The organism is Flavobacterium sp. 22659, assembly GCF_052044235.1.
GTDB lineage: Bacteria > Bacteroidota > Bacteroidia > Flavobacteriales > Flavobacteriaceae > Flavobacterium > Flavobacterium johnsoniae.
Genome location: NZ_JBQEMU010000013.1, coordinates 40,686 through 57,778, shown reverse-complemented (window position 1 = coordinate 57,778; position 17,093 = coordinate 40,686). Strand labels below are relative to the sequence as shown.

Sequence of the window (17,093 nt, the reverse complement as noted above, 5' to 3'; positions counted from 1 at the left end):
TGTATTATTTATAATGAGTTACCAATTCCTACCAAAATGATCGCAAGCATAATAAGCCCGATTCCCCAGAAAAAAGTTCTTAATGTTTTTTTCGAAACTCCTTTCCATTCTTTTAAATAAAAACCCCAAAAGTTTGCTGTTAAAATGATGGTTGCCATATGCAGAATCCATGAACTGGCACCATTTCCTAGTTTGCTCTCTCCCATTCCGTAAAAGAAAAACTGTAAAAACCACATGGTTCCGGCAAGTGCAGAAAACAAAACGTTTTTAGTAATTGGAGTAGATTTATCGGTATAGTTTTTAATTGTTTTATTTTTAAAGTTTAAATAAAGACACCAGATAAAATTGGTTGTTAATCCTCCCCAAAGCAGTACAACATAGGTTACGTTGTTTTGGAATAACGGATTTGCACCATTTACTATAGCATGTTCTGCCATTGGTTTTCCGGCTTCGATTCCGTAATTAAAAAATGAACTTAAAATTCCTGAAATTACAGCTACAATTAAACCTTTTACCAAATTGAAGTCTTTGTCCTTATCTTCATGACCTGTTGCAAAATCCTTTTCTTTCAGCATTCCAGCTTTTCCAGAAATAGCAATACCTATAAGATATACTACAACTCCAAATAAAACCAGCTGTCCGCCAGGAGTAGAAAGCATGTGTGTAAATGAAATTTTTCCTTCTGTTGGAACAATATCATAATAAATTGAAGGAACTAAAGCTCCAAATGCAGAACAAAATCCTAATGTAATTGAATTTCCTAAAGACATTCCTAAGTACCGAACGCCAAGACCATAAGTAAGTCCGCCAATTCCCCAAATTAATCCCATTAAAAAAGTAAAGGATTTAATTGCAGGCGAAGCGGCAATGATAATTTCTGTAAAATTTGGAATCGTTAAATAAGCCGCAATCGGCGGTACAATTAACCAAGAAAAGAAACCGCCCACAAGCCAGTAACTTTCCCAAGCCCAATCTTTAACTTTTTTAAAAGGCATATAAAAACTACCTGAAGAAAATCCTCCGATAGAATGAAAAATGATTCCTAATAATGATTCCATTCAATAATTTGTTTTTGGTTAATTGTGATAGTTAGTTTGGTTTTGTAAAATAATATAATGTAAAAATTAAAACTGTCCTGTACTATCCTTTATGATTTGTGTATTTTATGTTAAAAATGCGCACTAATTGCAAAGAACGATTGGTTTATATTGGAAAAATAAATTAAAAAACCCTATTTTAGCAATCGATTTCGTAATTATATTTCCGATAATTTAATATTAAATTAACCTAAGTGCCTGAAAATAAAGTAAGCCTTTATTTAATTTGTATTTTTTGTAAGGAAAGTAGCAAAATCAACACATAAAGCGTTTTTTCAAGTTTGCTTTTTTAAAAAATACAATTAAAAAAATTGGCTGCATGTTTTCTCATGAATCCAATTTGCAACATACAAGCATGATTAAATTAATTAAAATAGACGAAGATTCGAGGGTTCCAAAATACAAACAGATTGTAGACTCGATTTTGCAGAATATTGCTAACGGAAATTTAAAAATAAATCAAAAAATTCCCTCTATAAACAGTTTCAGCGAGGAGTTTTATATGTCTCGTGATACGGTTGAAAAAGCTTATAATATTTTAAAAGAACGAAAAATCATTTCTTCAATTAGAGGAAAAGGATATTATATTACGAGAACAAAACTGGAGTCTAAAGTCAATATTTTGTTTTTGACCAATAAACTGAGCTCGTATAAAATGAAAACCTACAGTGCTTTTATTAACACTTTAGGAGCTAATGCGCATGTCGATCTTCAAATTTATCATTGTGATGAAACGCTCTTTTTAAATATTCTCGACAAGTTTGAAGGCGCTTATGATTATTATGTTATTACAACCCATTTTAAAACCGATGAACTGAAACATTTAAGTTTTACAGATGAAGTTGTAGACGCGATTAAAAGAATTCCGCAGGAAAAGCTGGTAATTCTGGATAATATAAAACTGGGAACGGGAGATGATGTTATTAAAATCTATCAGGATTTTGAAAACGACATTTATAATGCATTAAAAGAAGGTTTAGAAAAAATAGCCAAATACAAACGTCTTATTTTAGTTTATCCGGATAAAGCAGTTTATCCATATCCGAGAAGAATCCTCCACGGATTCAGGAAATTCTGTGTTGAACACGAAATCAATTTTGAGATTTTAAGTGAAGTTTACGACGATATGATTCTAAAAAAAGGAGATCTGTTTATTACCATTGAAGAATCTGATCTGGTGAATTTAATGAAACAGATTCGCGATGAAGAGTTTGTTTTAGGAAAAGATATCGGCGTTATCTCTTATAACGATACACCTTTAAAAGAATTACTGGGCATAACGGTTATGTCTACTGATTTTAATATAATGGGAGAAACTGCAGCAAGGCTTATTTTGAATAAAGAAAAAGGACATTTTAAAGTACCATTTAATTTTATTGATAGAAATTCTATTTGAGGTACTGAAATGCTAATATACTAAGGTGCTAAGGTTCTAAGATACTAAGGCACTGCGTTTTTTTGTCGATTATATTAAAGTCAAATAAAAGGCTTTAGTCAAACTTTACCGTTTTGGCTAAAGCCTTTTTTTATGTTGTTTATGAAATGGTTTCATATTATAATTTGCAACCATATTTGCTCTTTGTAAAGCATAAGTTTTTTCTTAAAAAGTTAATTTTAAGCCCTTTAAAAATACCAGACAATTCTTTTGTACAATTAATCCATTGAATTATGAAAAAAATCATTTTCCTGGCAGTAATCGTATTTTTAATCACTACGGCCTGCAAAAAAGAAACTCCTTTAGATAAAACAAATACGGCAGATAACTCTGTTTCACCCGATTCTGTAACAGCCATTGCAAAAGAAGCATGGATTTACGGTTATCCTGTTTTTTACAATTATAAAATGATTTATGCTACTGCCCTCAATAAACAATCCGGAGAATTTGTTGGTTTTAATAAATTCAAAAACATTGCTATGAGTGCTACACCATCTGACACATTGGTTGTTACGATAAATAATGATACCCCTTATTCGATGGCGTCATTAAATGTTTCTGATGAACCAGTTGTAATTGAGCTTCCAAAAGTTGAGGAAAACAGATATTATGTTATGCAGTTTGTAGATCTTTATACCTTTAATTTTGAATATCTTGGGTCGCGCGTGTCAGGAAATAATCCGGGAAAATATCTTATCGCTGGTCCTGACTGGAAAGGTGAAACTCCAAAAGGCATTAATAAAGTATTAAAATCTGAAACCAACTTAATTTTTCTTGTCGGCCGTACACAGCTTCATTCTCCAGAGGATGTGTCAAATCTAAAAAAAATACAAGAGCAGTATAAATTAATGCCGCTTCATGAATATACAAAACAGCCGGTCCCACAGGTTAAAAAGTATGATTTACCGCTTCCTGTCTGGAAAGAAGATGATTACAGTACGCCTGAGTTTATCAATGTTTTAAACGCATTATTACAATATGCAAACGTAGACAGCAGTGAAACGAAACTTCGGGAACGTTTTGCTAAAATTGGGATTGTTCCGGGCAAACGTTTTGACAGTTCAAAATATTCTCCTGAGACTATAAAAGCTATCGAAAAAGGAATTATCGAAGCCAAAAAAGAAATAGAATCCGGAGTTACTAATCTTAGAGATTTCGGAAATCTGTTTGGTACAAGAAAAGCTCTGGAAAACAATTATATGAACCGTGCCATTGCCGCTGCAGCCGGAATTTACGGAAACACGAAAGAAGAAGCTGTTTATACCGGAAGCGCTGTTGATAAAGATAACCAGCCTTTAGCCGGAAATAAAAATTATATTTTAAAATTCAGTAAAAACCAGCTTCCTGAGGCTAAATATTTTTGGAGCATAACCATGTATAATCTTCCTAAACGTTTATTGGTTCGAAATCCAATTTCGAGATATTCGATAGGCAACAAATCAAAAGGCTTAAAATATGAGTCAAACGGAGATTTAATTATTTACCTGCAGGCTTCTTCACCGGGAAAAGATAAAGAGAGCAACTGGCTTCCGACTCCTAAAAATGAAAACTTTAATTTTGTTATTCGAATTTACGGTCCAAATGACAAAGTAATAAATGGCACATGGAAAATGCCATTGCCGGAAATTGTAAAATAATATATATGCATAAAAAAGCCTGAAATATTTAAAATTTCAGGCTTTTTACTTTTTTAAAAGCTCTTATTTAATCACTTTATCATAAGGAATATACTGATCCCATTCCCATGGTGTGTATTTATCCTGAATTCCTGTTTCTAACAGGTATTTAATTATTTTTCCTGTGCTGTAACTGTTTGACATTATAAGCATTCCAATTCCTTTATCCGGAAATACAATACTATAATTCTGAAATCCTGAACCCTGCCCTTCTTTAAATGCTCCCGGTCCGTAAGGCGATTTTACCAGTCCCCAGCCTAAACCGTATGAAAGCTCCAGGTTGTCATACCAGTTGCCGTCTTCTAAGGCGCCGGGTCCAAATTGGTTTTTAGAATGAATACGAATCTGCGGACTAAACAATTCTTTGTATGATTTTGAACTTAGTATTTTTTTGTTCAGGATAGCAGTTAAAAATTTACTATAATCTTCAATTGTTGTTTCCAGTGTTCCTGCTCCTCTTGGTGCGTTGTCTTTGTCTTTTTCCTGTTTTTTTCCTTCTTCATCGTATCCGTATGCATAATCTTTCTCAAATTTTTCCTGCCATTTGTAACTGGAAGCTGTCATTCCCAAAGGTTTAAACACTCTTTCCTGAGCAAGTTCTTCTAAAGGTTTTTTGGTTATTTTTTCTAAAACTACCTGAAGATACGTCAATCCCTCTCCTGAATAACTGTAACGGCTTCCCGGTTCAAACTTGATGCGCAATTTTTCGTCAGATTCAAACCAGCGCCAGTTAGGGAGTCCGGTTGTGTGGTCCAAGCACATTCTGGCCGTAATTTTAGTGTATTCGGGATAATCTTTTAATTCTTTAAAATCTTCGTGCCATACTTTCGGCTCATACTCGTAAATTGGTTTGGGAAGATAACTTTGCAAAGGTTTGTCTAAACTAATTACACCTTCGTCAACCAGTTTCATTACTACAACAGCAAATACCGCTTTACTCAAAGAAGCTCCGTATAAATTAGTATGCAGATCTAATTTTTTATTATTTTCGACATCGCTAAAGCCGAAAGTATTTATATAAACCGGTTTTTTAGAATTGAAAACCGTAATGGCAAGTCCTTTTACATCGGCTTTGTTCATAAGATTTTTAATGGCCGATGTTAAGCTGTCCTGGGAAATAGTGCTTCCGTCAAGCCTTTTAATCAAAGCTGCATTTTGTGAGTGAACACCAAAAATGCCTGCAAAAAAAATAAGTAAGAAAAAGTGTTTCATATTCAGTTTTATTATATTGCTGTTTACTATTTACTGTGCGTAACCTTATAATTTCTTTATAAAACTTTTCAAACAGCAATTTACATAAAACAGCTTGATAATAAGTCAAATAAAAAAACTAAGAATCTTAAAATCAATTTAAATCCCATTTTAATTATTATATTTCAATCCAAAAAATCATACAAATATATTTTCCATACAACCTTAAGACAATACTTATAAATAACCATTTTTGATGAAAAACATAAAAAATGATCTGAATAAAAAGTTACTGCATCAGAATAATTCTGCCGATTTAAAAACTATCACGCAATTAAAAATCTGCCAGAAAACTGCACAAAATTTTGCCGAATTAGAAAACGGAATTGCTGTTCTGAGCGATCTGTATCATAATAAAAGTTATGTATATTCTGGAAAAATTGCAGATGAACTAAACATTTTCAAAAAAAATCAAATGCAGGAATTAGAAAGCATTTGGGAAGAAGAACTTTTTGATAAATTGAATAATGAAGATGTTCTGCAAAAATATCTTCTGGAACTTCAGTTTTTTCAGTTCATTAAAACAGTTCCAATTTATGAAAGAAGGGATTTTTGCGTGATAAGCAGATTAAGATTCAAAGACAATACGACCAATAAATCTTTACTGCACAAGATGTTTTATTTCTCGAATGAACATGAAGATATCGAACTGGCTTTATGTCTTTACAATTTCGATTTTTCGCAGGCTTTTCATTACGAAGGAAAAATTATAAATACCGCAAACGGAAACGTTATGCAGCAAAATGAAGCCGGAAATTTTTCTTTTCTTTCTTCAAGAGAAAAGGAGATTCTAAAAATGCTTCAAAAGGGTAAACAGAGTAAAGAGATTGCTTCTCTTCTATTCATAAGTAAAAATACCGTCAGCCGGCACAGGCAGAATATTCTCGAAAAAATGAAAGTAAACAATACGGCAGAAGCTTGTACACTTGCTGTAAAGCTGAAATGGATATAGTTTTTTTAAAAGGTGCTGAGATGCTATGCTGCTAAGGTGCTAAGGCTTTAAGTGCTGACCTTTTATAATAAAAAAGCCCGAACATTGACTTGTTCGGGCTTTTTTTATTTCTTAATCTTAAATCCTATTAGAATTTATACGTTACGCTTCCCATAAAAGTACGAGGCGCCTGAACGTTGATTGTTGTATAACCGTTAAAGTACAATTCGTCTGTAAGGTTGTTTACTTTTAATGAAACTCTGTATTTAGGCTGATCGTAGTACAAAGCAGCGTTAATTACAGCGTAAGATGGAAGTTCGAAAGTTTCAGTTCCGCTGTTGTAGATATACGTAGCGTCTCCGTAGTTACCTCCAAATCCTAAACCTAAACCTTTGAATGCAGCATTTTGTAAATTATAGCTGATCCAGTAGTTAATTAAGTTTTCTGGTCCTGCAGTTACTGGTCTTAATCCGTTTAATTTAGAATCGTTGTTTGAGTAACCCACAAGAAGGTTTAATCCTGGAATTGGGTTTGCTGTAACTTCTAATTCAAAACCTTTACTGTATTGAGTTCCGTTTTGTACACTTGCGTTTGGTAAACTTGGATCTGCAGTCACAATATCTTTTACTTTAATATCGTAGTAGCTAAGCGTAGCGCTTACTTTGTTTTGGAAAGCATTTACTTTAATACCTCCTTCAAACTGGTTTGCTCTTTCCGGATCAAATTTTTGCATTTGAAGAGCACCTCCAACATTTGCATTGATGTATCCAATATTTGTAAAACTATTTTGGTAGTTACCAAAAACAGAAACCTGATCTTTTATTACTTGATACACTACACCAAATTTTGGAGAAAATGCATTTTGTGAAAAATCACCTGCTTTTTGACCTGTAGTATCATCTGTAGTTCCTTGGTTATCATAATGATCAAAACGTACCGCTGCAGAAACAATTAAACTTTCTGTAATGTTAATAGCATCTGCAACATAAGCACTATAGGTTGAAAGCGCGCTGTTTGTTTTATAATCAAATCCGTTTACAAATTGAGCATTTACAGCCGTTGGATTAAAGTTATTATAAGTTGGTGCTGCTCCTGTATAACTTATTTTATCAAAATCTTCACCTGGAAGAAGTCTGTATCCTAATCTGCTTGTTGAATGGAATAAATCACCACCAACTAAGAAACGGTTTCTCATGCTTCCGAAAAGTAAAAAGTCACCATTAAAGTTCTGCTGGAATTCAATTGCATTGTCTTTTCCGTTAGCATTCCATGCATTTCTAGATAAACTTTCGTTTGGTAAAAGATAGAACCAAGTCTGTGGTCCAGAAGCTCTGTTAGATGTACTGCTGAATACAGACTGAGAAGTCCACTCATCAGAAATTTTATAATTTGCCTGAGCAAAAACGTTGAATGTTTTTGTATTTGTTATGAATTCGTCTCCCCAAAATGATCTTTTGAAATCCATTTTAAGATCTTTTGCATTGTTAAATCCTATGTCAGCAATTGATACTCCAAACGGAAGATAGATTAAAGGCATACCTGAATTATTTTGGTCACCAATTTCTGCATCAAGAGATAAAGTCAATTTATCGTTTACTTTATAAGAGAATGATGGCGCCACAAAGAAACTTCTTGAAGAACCATAATCCTGAAAAGTATTCGTATTGTTATAAGAAGTGTTTAATCTAAATAATGCTGTATTATCATCGTTTAATGGTGTATTGATGTCAGCAGAAACACGGTTAAATCCGTAGCTTCCTGCCTGATAAGCAATCTCTCCCCCAAAAGTTTCATACGGTTTTTTAGTTACACGGTTAATTAAACCTCCGTAAGAAGAAAGTACGTTTCCAAATAATGTAGCAGAAGGTCCTTTGATAACCTCAATTCTTTCAAGGTTAGCAGCATCAGAATTACTGTTTACTTTTCCTGCAATACCATTTCTTACTAAACTTTGAGTTGTAAATCCACGTAATGAATACCAAGAACCTCCATCACCTGCACGGTTAGTAGCTCCCCATAATTGGTATAAACCCGGAACATTTTTCAACGCTTCGTCTTGATTGGTTACCAATTGGTCTTTCATTAACTCTTTAGTAACTACGTTGTAAACTTGTGAGTTTTCAAGGTTTTTAACCTGCATTCTTGATACGTATTCACTTTCTGATTTTGTGTATTTGTTTGCATTTCCTTTTACAAATACTTCAGTAAGGTTTTCTGATGTAGTAATTAATGTAAAATTTTCTACAATTTCATTAGCTGAACTAACGGTAATGCTTTTTTCTTTTGATGAAAATCCTACTGCCGAAACTCTTATAGTATAAGTTCCAGGCTTAACATTTTTTATTTCGTAATTTCCCTGCGCATCAGTTGTAGTTCCAACACGTGTTCCTTTTAGAGTTACTGAAACATTATCTGCAGCTTCATTAGTCGATAATGAAATCATACCTTTAATGGTAGCCGTTTGTGCGAACGAAGTTACACTTGTAAGCAGCATTAAGCAAAAGCTTAACAACGGAAGTAATATTTTTACCTTCATTTTATTTAGATTTATTTTGAATAAGGCAAATTTATAGGTTGTGTTAAACTATACCAAATTATTTTTATTTATTCCAGATAATAATGCATTTCATTAAGTTTACATCAGATTTAACAGTTTTTTAATTCCAAAAAAATAAAATTCACATTTTTTTTACAGATTTTACTATGTGAGCATAATAAAAAGAGATGCCAAAAACAGCTTTCTGGCATCTCTAAAGAAGTATTTTTTCCTAAAAAGGTACTATTTACAGTTATTTTTTTGGCGGCACTAAAACTATATTAGGTTTTGGAGCCGGATCCATAGCTGCTCCCATATAAAAACTGGTATGCGGCGGCTGGTTATAACCAACATTCTGCCAGGCAATACTTAATCGATATTGAGGATCGTGCATTAAAGTGTACTGTTTTACCTGGGTTGGAATTATCGTAGAATAAATCCTAAGTTCTTTATTGTCTTCCGATCTTAAAATTAATTCTTCCCGCCAATCTCCCAGAATATCTGCAGAAAGTGCCGGAGTTGATTTTGTTCCGTTATTAGAAACTGCTCCTTCTGCCGTAAACAATCTTCCTGAATTGTATTTGTCAATATAGTTAGAATTTAAAAATTCTCTCGAAGTATCGCCATCCCAATAAATTAAAAAATTAGTCGAACTTGGTGCTTTACCAATGTTATTCCCTTTCATATCATGCAGATAAGGCGAGCCAGACCACCAGCACTGCGCTCCTTTTCGGGTCGCATCAATATTATCTGCAACACCCCGGCCTACATCTTCATTAAGAGAACCTGTAAACAGTACTTTTCCGTCTTTGGCAGAAAACAGAGTTACACCCGGCCCCGTTGTACCGTTTTCGATTTCATGAATGCCAAAAACTTCCAGACCCGGAATATCAAGATCAAGATCAGAAACATGAATTGCGTCTCCGTGCCTGAAACCCGTTGTGTACAAACCTTGTCCGTTGTCATCAACACACATCGATCCATAGATTATTTCATCTTTTCCATCATTGTCAACATCGGTAACCGTCAAATTATGATTTCCCATTCCCGAATAGGGATTTTCAGCATCTTTACTGTCGAAAACCCATTTTGAAGTCAGTTTTTTATTTTTAAAATCCCAGGCTGCCAAAACTGTTCTGCCGTAATAACCACGGCACATTACAACACTGGGATGAACGCCGTCGAGATACGCAATACAGGCAAGAAAGCGATCCATTCGGTTTCCTTTCGTATCGTTTCCTCCGCTTCCTCCTCTTCCGCCCCAGCCTGCTAAATCGCCTCGCTGCGGAATATAATCTATAGTAGTAATCAATTTTCCTGTTCTTCCGTCAAAAACCGAAAGATATTCCGGGCCTTTTAAAATCTTGCCATACGTTTTAGAATCAGGATCGCGGTCAACCCAGTCTTTTGAAGCGTCTCCAACCACATTTCCTTCACTGTCCGTTGTTCCGTCGGCAGTTTTACAGACCAGTTCAGCAAAACCGTCACCGTCTAAATCATACACCATAAACTGCGTATAATGTGCGCCTTCGCGGATGTTTTTTCCAAGATTGATCTGCCATAAAAACGTTCCTTCTAAAGTATACGCCTGAAATATAGGCGGATCTGTAATTCCGGTTTGAGAATTATCATGTCCTCTTCCAGTCATGTGAACTATTAATTCATATTTTCCGTCTCCGTTTAAATCGCCAACAGAAACATCATTTGCCGTATAGCCTTCAATTTCTTTTAATTTAATAGATAAATATTGTTTATCTGAGGCATTCGCCGGAATTGTAAAACTTCCTGAAGCTTCAGATTCTTTTCCTTTTAAAACCGTTTTTACAAACCAGGTATTTTCTTCTTTGGCATTGGCTTTGGCATCAATAAAATTAGCTGCGCCTGTAATGGGTTTTTCATTTAATAAAACTGCTTTTTGAGTACCGCTTTTTCGATACAGATTAAAAGCAAGATCATCAGGATCGGTTCCTAAAACCCGCCAGCTGATAAAAAACTGTCCTTTATCTTTTATGGCGATGATACCTCGGTCTAAGTTTTCCATTTGTCTTTGGCTCAAAGCTTTCAAACTCACCAAAAGCAATAAAAAGAGAATATATTTTTTCATAGAATTTATATTGAATTGTGGTTAGTTGTTTTGCACAGATTTTATTAATCTCGCAAAGCCGCTAAGACGCAAAGTTTTTTTAATAAAAAGTTTGGCTGCTCTGCACCTTAGCTATAAAAAAACTTAGTCTCTCAGCACCTTAGAAACTTAGAACCTAAAAAAACTAAAACATCTTCTTAAACCCTTCGCTTTTAATTTTCCATGTTCCATCTTTTGGAAAGCCCGGATTTTCACCTTCAGATCCGTCCCAGCCGGCGCACATCATGGCAACTGCCGTCAGAATTCCGCCGTTACCCGGAAGATAAAGTGTTAATCGTTCTGCCTGATAATTATGCCCGTTTTTTAAATACGTATTTGTCGTTACCTTCATAAAAAGAGCATCAACTGCTTTGTCTGGCATATTCAATCGTGCTGCCGACATCGCTGTCATGGGGAAATCCCAGCCCCAGGTTTTATCCCAGGACCACGTTTTCCAAACCAAATCAAAAGTATTTTTCATGATTTTTTTATCCAAAAGAGACGTTTCAGGAAGCATTCCAAACGTTCCTAAAACCGATGGATGATCTGTTTTAAATTCAGGATTGGTATAGGAATCTGTCGCGCTTTCTGTTGCCAGATACAAATTATCAGCAACTGGAAGTTTTGATAATTTGGCCAAAACCGTTTCCCATTTTTCGGGTACTTTTTGGTTTAGTTTTTTCTTCCATTCGATTGCTGTTTTCAAAGCCCAGTTCCAATATGCCAATTCATACGTTGGATTAAAAGTTTCCATTGCTTTAAAACGTTCCTGAGCCGGAATTACACCAGGACCTAAAACATAACGATCTGTTTTAGAATCATAATTCGCAAACGAAGCCATAAAATCGGCTGTTGCAAAAACACGTTCGCTGTATAAATTTAAGGTCGAATTTGTTGGTTTTGCTCTGTACATTAATTCAGCATACGTGATAAAATGCGGCTGCTGCCAAATTAAAAATGAACCTACAGACGATGGACTTTCGTTTCCGTCTGCATCAACCATTTTCTGCCATCTTGCACCTTCAAAACCTTGTCTTTTGGCAATATTTTTAGCTTTATCAAAAACCTTTTGATACCACGGAAGACTTTTTTCTAATAATTCAGGACGGTTCCAAAGCGCAAAATGAACGCCGTGCCACCAGTGCATTTCTAAATGCGGTTTTCCATACCAGCTGTTATACGTTAAACCTGTTTCCTGAGGCGGTACTTTTCCCGTACACTGCAGTTTCGTAAGATATTGTGATAAAATAATTCTGCGTTCCAGTTCATTTGCGCGAGGATCTGTACTTCCCGAAAAATCAACCGCTGCACCGCTGTTCCAGAATTTTTCCCATCCTTTTATACTGCTGTTTTGAATGTCTGCAAAAGAAGAATTTTTAACCGATTTTTTCTCTGCCAAAGCAAAAAGAGCACTCAACTCTAATGTATTGGTATTCGATGCTTCAACAACAAAATAATGATCTGATGTTTGTTTAATCTGTGCGTTTCCTTTCCAGTTAAAATGAACGTTGTATGAAATACTATCCATAACGTGAGTTACAACCGCTTCTGTTTTTGATTTTTCAGTCAGAGTGCTTTTATAATCCTGTTTGCCTTCCCATTTTGTTCCCATATCGGCCCAGTCTCCGGTTGGAAACGGAATTCGAAGACTTATTTTTAAACGTTTCTGCTGTAATAAATCCGATTTTACTTTTACGCCTATCTCGTCTTTTTCCTGATGTGAAGCAGTTAAAACGGTTACCGGAGTTCCTTCAATTTCAAAATAACTTTCGATTTCTCCTGTCCAGACATTTAACTTTTGCGAAATCGCTTTTACATCTGAAGGTTTTGCCGGACTTCCGTCTTTCTTTGTAATCTCAAAACCTAAATTTCCAAGCTGCAATAAATGCGGATTCTGTCTGAACCAGTTTACAGCTTCTACTTTTCGTTTGGGTTCTTTTATCTGAACCGTGTATGAAATGTCTCTTCCGTATTGTTTGTAATCTCTTAAGGTTTCAGAAAACTTATAATTATTCGTGTTTTTATAACTGTCCCAGCCCCATTCCGACTGTGTTCCAAGCGGAATTCCGTTTTGATATTCTTTCGGAAAAGTCTGCAGTCCGGTTGCATCAACCGTAAAAGCAAAAGCGCCGTTCCCTACCGTTAAAGAAGCCAGAGTATCAATAGCCGAAAGTTGAACGTTATGCCTTGTTACCAAAGCCTTTCGATCGATTTTCTGTGCAAAAAGCGAAACCGAAAATAAGAATACGGTTATGAGTTGATAGTTTTTCATGTGGTTATTTTGTTTTGATAGTTTTTAAAGTTTCAGGTTTCTTGAAATGTTTTTTTAACCGCAAAGCACGCAAGTTTTTTACTTAACAATGGTTTATAAATCGCAAAGTTCGCAAAGCCTTATCTACACAAAGCTTGTCCCTTTGCCCCTTTGCCCCTTTGTTACTTTGTCCCTTTACCTACAATCATCTTATTAAAGTCACACTCATCAAACCAATCACAACATCATTTGCAATAGTTTTCAGAGTCAGGTTTTTCAATGTTTTATTTTTATCCAAAGGCAGTTCTAAAATCGTTCCTGCTCCGCCATCAACTCCATTATTACTAAATCCTTTTATGGTTTTAAAATCCTTAAAATCTCTCGAAATTTCTCCTGTTTTAAAATAAACCCTTGGCGGTTTTGGAGCATCGGTTGTAAAGGCAAGCCCGTCTGTAAAATAATCCTGTTCAATCGGCCACCAGTTTTCCGGATTTTTTAAGGGGAGAATTTCAGAAGTTCCGTCTGTATATTCTATTTTGATTTCTCCGTTTACAATTCGGCTCTGCATAGGATTTGTAGTTCCGGCCAGCATAAAATAAGCTCGTGAAGCTTTTCCGTTTAAAGGGATATTAATACTTTCAGGAAAATTATCCCACATAGACGTAAAGATTATATTTTTCTGATTTTGATCAGAAGGCGTTTGAAACGGGATTCCGTTTGGAGTTACAATCTGCCCTGTTTGTTTTGCTTTTTCACGCAGCCCTTTATCATCAATTTGAACCGAAACATTTGGATAACACCAATTTCCAATTCCTTGTTTTGGTAATTGTAAGGTTACAGTTTTAGGTCTTGGCGACAAATATTCATAATTAAAAATATCGGTAACTTTTGCATTAAAAAACGGAGCAAGAGAAATCGTCTCTAACCGTGCGGATTTATCCAAAGGTTTATTCCAATCTGTAACCGTTTCATTTGATTGTTTTTCTGCTTTTGCATTGAAATGAATTGGCTGCCACCAAGAGAATTCTCCTTGTTTTACTTCTATAAAAAAGACTTTACTTCCCGCCGAATTCACTTTTGCTTTAAGCGAATCATCTGTTTTTGAAACAGCACTCAAAACCTGCTGCGGATCATAAACAGATATTATTTTGGCTTTTGAGGTATTGATTTCTAAAGCTTCATTAAAAGCATAATTTTCTTTTGATACGATTTCTTCTAAAGAATCTCCTTTCCATGTAATCTGAATATCATAATTGGAACTATACGGAACCTCAATACTTATTTTTGCTTTTCCGATGTTTTCTGAAACCGATTTCCATGATACTGATTTTCCGTTTACCAAAATATTCTCAACAGCTTCAAAATTGGCATTCAAAACCAATTTTAAATTCATTTTAGCCGAAAACTGATTCTTTATTATATAGGTATCTTTTTTATTTTCTCTTTTAAAATCAATTGAAACATCCGGAATTTCTAATGAAGCCTCATTCCATTTTTCTGGAAAACCGGGTTTTATAGTTAAAATTTCATTTAAAGCATCGGGCTGAATCCCGAAAAGTCCTTCAACTAAAGTTCGTGAAGCCATGCCAATTGGGTCAGCAAAATCGCGGTACAATTCGCCACGCATCGCATCCTGAAATAGTAACTGTTCGAAACCGCCCGGAGAAGCGCCCAAATACATACTTTCGATCAAAGCACTTTCCCACATTGTATAGGCTTTTTCAAATTGTCCGCCCTGCCAGAACGCCAGCGAAGTATGCAATTGCTCCGCCAGCGCCACATTATTGGTCGACCACGTATAAGGCTGCCAATTAGTCGTACTGATAACGTACAAGTCTTTTTTGTCTAATCCTTCTGCATTAATTGGAATATGCGGAATCTGATTGCTCACATAATCGAGCATTTGATAACTCTCAAACGGATTCGATAATTCTGAATCGATAGTATGATAAATACTCCACACTCCCGGTGTATCGTGCAGTATTCTATTTCCTAAAGCATCTTTGTATTCAGCAAAAATGCCTTTTTTCGGAATCCAAAGCTGGTTGTTTGCGGCTTTTAAAATTTTGTCTGCTTCTTTTTCAAAAGGCACGGCATCAATGTTTATTTTTTTTGCCAGTTCAGCCGCCATTTTATTCGCATAATAATTATAAGCTGAGGAATGAATTACACCGCCGCCACTGTATTGCAAAGCATCGCTTGCCCAGATAGAAGCATAAGCATCATAAAGTCCGTCATTATCCGGATCAAAATTTCGCTTTTCCCATTTTAAATGTCGTTCAATTGTCGGCCACATTTCTTTTAAGAAAGCCGTATCGCCCGTCCATTTAAAATGGCGGAACATTTGATCGAAAAAAACCAGATTCATATCATAATGATGCGCCACATTGTTCTTATTTGGACTTCGGCTTATGTAACCGCTGCTGAACATTGACGTTCCTATTTCTTCTTTTTGTCGAGCCAGATTTTTTTCTTCATCAAAAACAACAGGACCGCTTTCCGGCGAGGTTACCTGCGAATTGCTGTAACTTGTAAAATGCGTTTTGGCTCTGTCGTGCCAGCCCAATGGATCTGCCGTATAAGCACCTCGCCATGCATTTAAATACATTCGCCACGCAATGGCACCGTGAAGATAGGCCGGACTTTCCCAAATTCCGTCAGAAGCAATAGCAAGTGCAGAACCCAGCGTGTTAATATAAGTATCAGGCGTTTTTACCTTTATTCTATTGGCTAAAAGATGTGTTGCCGTAACCGATTTTTCATAAAGTCCGGCAATCGTTTTTTGTGTGTAATTGACTTTTGAAACCTCAGGAACAAACAACCAGTAATTGCCTTTTTCTGAAACTGAACTTATTTTCCCGCTTATTAAAGGCAGTGTTTCCGCCTTAGAATTAAAAAGCTCTAAAGGTTTATTCTGAATATTGGCATCAGCTAAACGAACATCAGAATTTGGAAAGAAACCGCTCAGACTTTTATTATTTCCTGTTTTTTGTTTGTTGCTTTCAGAACCATAATCCAAAAGGAAAGATTCTTTTTTAAGCGTATATTTATTATTGAGGCAGTAATTGGGCTGTAAATAAAAAACCGATTCCGGATCTGCGCCAATATCACCGTCACGACTGAACTTTTTACCTGTTGCTCCGCCAAAAGCCCAGATTAAATTGATGTTTTTAGATATTTTTTGACCATACACTTTTACAATAAAACCTTCGCTTTCTTTTAATGCCACAACATCAATAAACAATTTACTTCCTTCTAAAATAGGATCTTCAATGGTATATTGCATCGTTCCCAAAACATAGCGTGTATCAATTTTTGCCGCTTCGGTAATCCATTTACTTTCTTTTCCGTTTGACAATCCTAGTTTAAAATTGCCTCCCATTCCGGGCATATACATGGCAAATTCCGGTAAATCTCCGGTTTCAACTCTAAATCCGGTATTTGAACCGTAAAGGGCGCGGTTAAATTTTCGGGTTCCGTTTTTTAAAACAAAACTATTGCCTTTGGGTGCATAATGTATTTTACGAATGGGTGTTTTTTCCTGACCAAAAACGATCATAGTCGAAGTCAGAAATAAGCCCGCTAAAGTGCAAATAGTTCGTTTTTTAATTCCCATAAAATTCAAAAAATTGACAATTATTTAAATTTGAATAATAAAATTAATACCTGATTATTTTATCAATTCAATAATACAGATGCAATTTCTTTGTTTTTTTGTGGGATAGTATCCTGTACCTACCTGATTTTAGAAATTTAAAAAATGTATTAATTTTTAGAATTATCTAATATTTTTT

Annotated in this window: 9 protein-coding genes; 3 read left to right on the top strand and 6 right to left on the bottom strand. The window is 35.2% G+C overall.

All coding sequences use genetic code 11. From position 1 onward, the window contains the following. Positions 1-8: 8 nt before the first annotated feature. Complete coding sequence (gene rhaT, locus ACTJIW_RS14045) at positions 9-1,058, bottom strand: L-rhamnose/proton symporter RhaT (protein WP_274250531.1); 1,050 nt, start codon at positions 1,056-1,058, stop codon at positions 9-11. A 394-nt stretch (positions 1,059-1,452) separates the two neighbouring features. Between rhaT and ACTJIW_RS14040 the strand changes: the two genes are divergently transcribed. Beyond that, positions 1,453-2,493, top strand: coding sequence for a GntR family transcriptional regulator (locus ACTJIW_RS14040; RefSeq protein ID WP_012026191.1), 1,041 nt, complete (start codon positions 1,453-1,455; stop codon positions 2,491-2,493). 272 nt (positions 2,494-2,765) lie between these two features. Next, positions 2,766-4,169 (top strand): DUF1254 domain-containing protein, encoded by a 1,404-nt coding sequence (locus tag ACTJIW_RS14035; RefSeq protein WP_440716885.1) that lies wholly within the window; start codon positions 2,766-2,768, stop codon positions 4,167-4,169. A 63-nt stretch (positions 4,170-4,232) separates the two neighbouring features. Here ACTJIW_RS14035 and ACTJIW_RS14030 read toward each other — a convergent pair whose 3' ends face one another. Beyond that, positions 4,233-5,420 carry a serine hydrolase domain-containing protein gene (locus ACTJIW_RS14030; RefSeq protein WP_440716884.1) on the bottom strand — a complete coding sequence of 396 codons (1,188 nt, stop codon included), beginning with the start codon at positions 5,418-5,420 and terminating at the stop codon, positions 4,233-4,235. A gap of 235 nt (positions 5,421-5,655) precedes the next feature. Here ACTJIW_RS14030 and ACTJIW_RS14025 point away from each other — a divergent pair, with 235 nt between their 5' ends. Next, positions 5,656-6,411: a response regulator transcription factor gene (locus ACTJIW_RS14025; protein ID WP_440716883.1), complete on the top strand. Its 756-nt coding sequence runs from the start codon at positions 5,656-5,658 to the stop codon at positions 6,409-6,411. Between the two features lie 127 nt (positions 6,412-6,538). Here the strand turns inward: ACTJIW_RS14025 and ACTJIW_RS14020 are convergent, their stop codons facing one another. The 4 genes from ACTJIW_RS14020 to ACTJIW_RS14005 form a co-directional block, all read right to left on the bottom strand. Beyond that, a complete protein-coding gene (locus ACTJIW_RS14020) occupies positions 6,539-8,926 on the bottom strand; it encodes a TonB-dependent siderophore receptor (RefSeq protein WP_440716882.1) in 2,388 nt (795 codons plus the stop codon). 253 nt (positions 8,927-9,179) lie between these two features. Beyond that, complete coding sequence (locus ACTJIW_RS14015; RefSeq protein WP_440716881.1) at positions 9,180-11,030, bottom strand: rhamnogalacturonan lyase; 1,851 nt, start codon at positions 11,028-11,030, stop codon at positions 9,180-9,182. A gap of 163 nt (positions 11,031-11,193) precedes the next feature. After that, a complete protein-coding gene (locus ACTJIW_RS14010; protein ID WP_440716880.1) occupies positions 11,194-13,320 on the bottom strand; it encodes a hypothetical protein in 2,127 nt (708 codons plus the stop codon). Positions 13,321-13,504: 184 nt separating this feature from the next. After that, entirely contained in the window at positions 13,505-16,915 is a 3,411-nt protein-coding gene (locus ACTJIW_RS14005; protein WP_440716879.1) for a DUF4450 domain-containing protein, read from the bottom strand. Between the last annotated feature and the right edge of the window lie 178 nt (positions 16,916-17,093).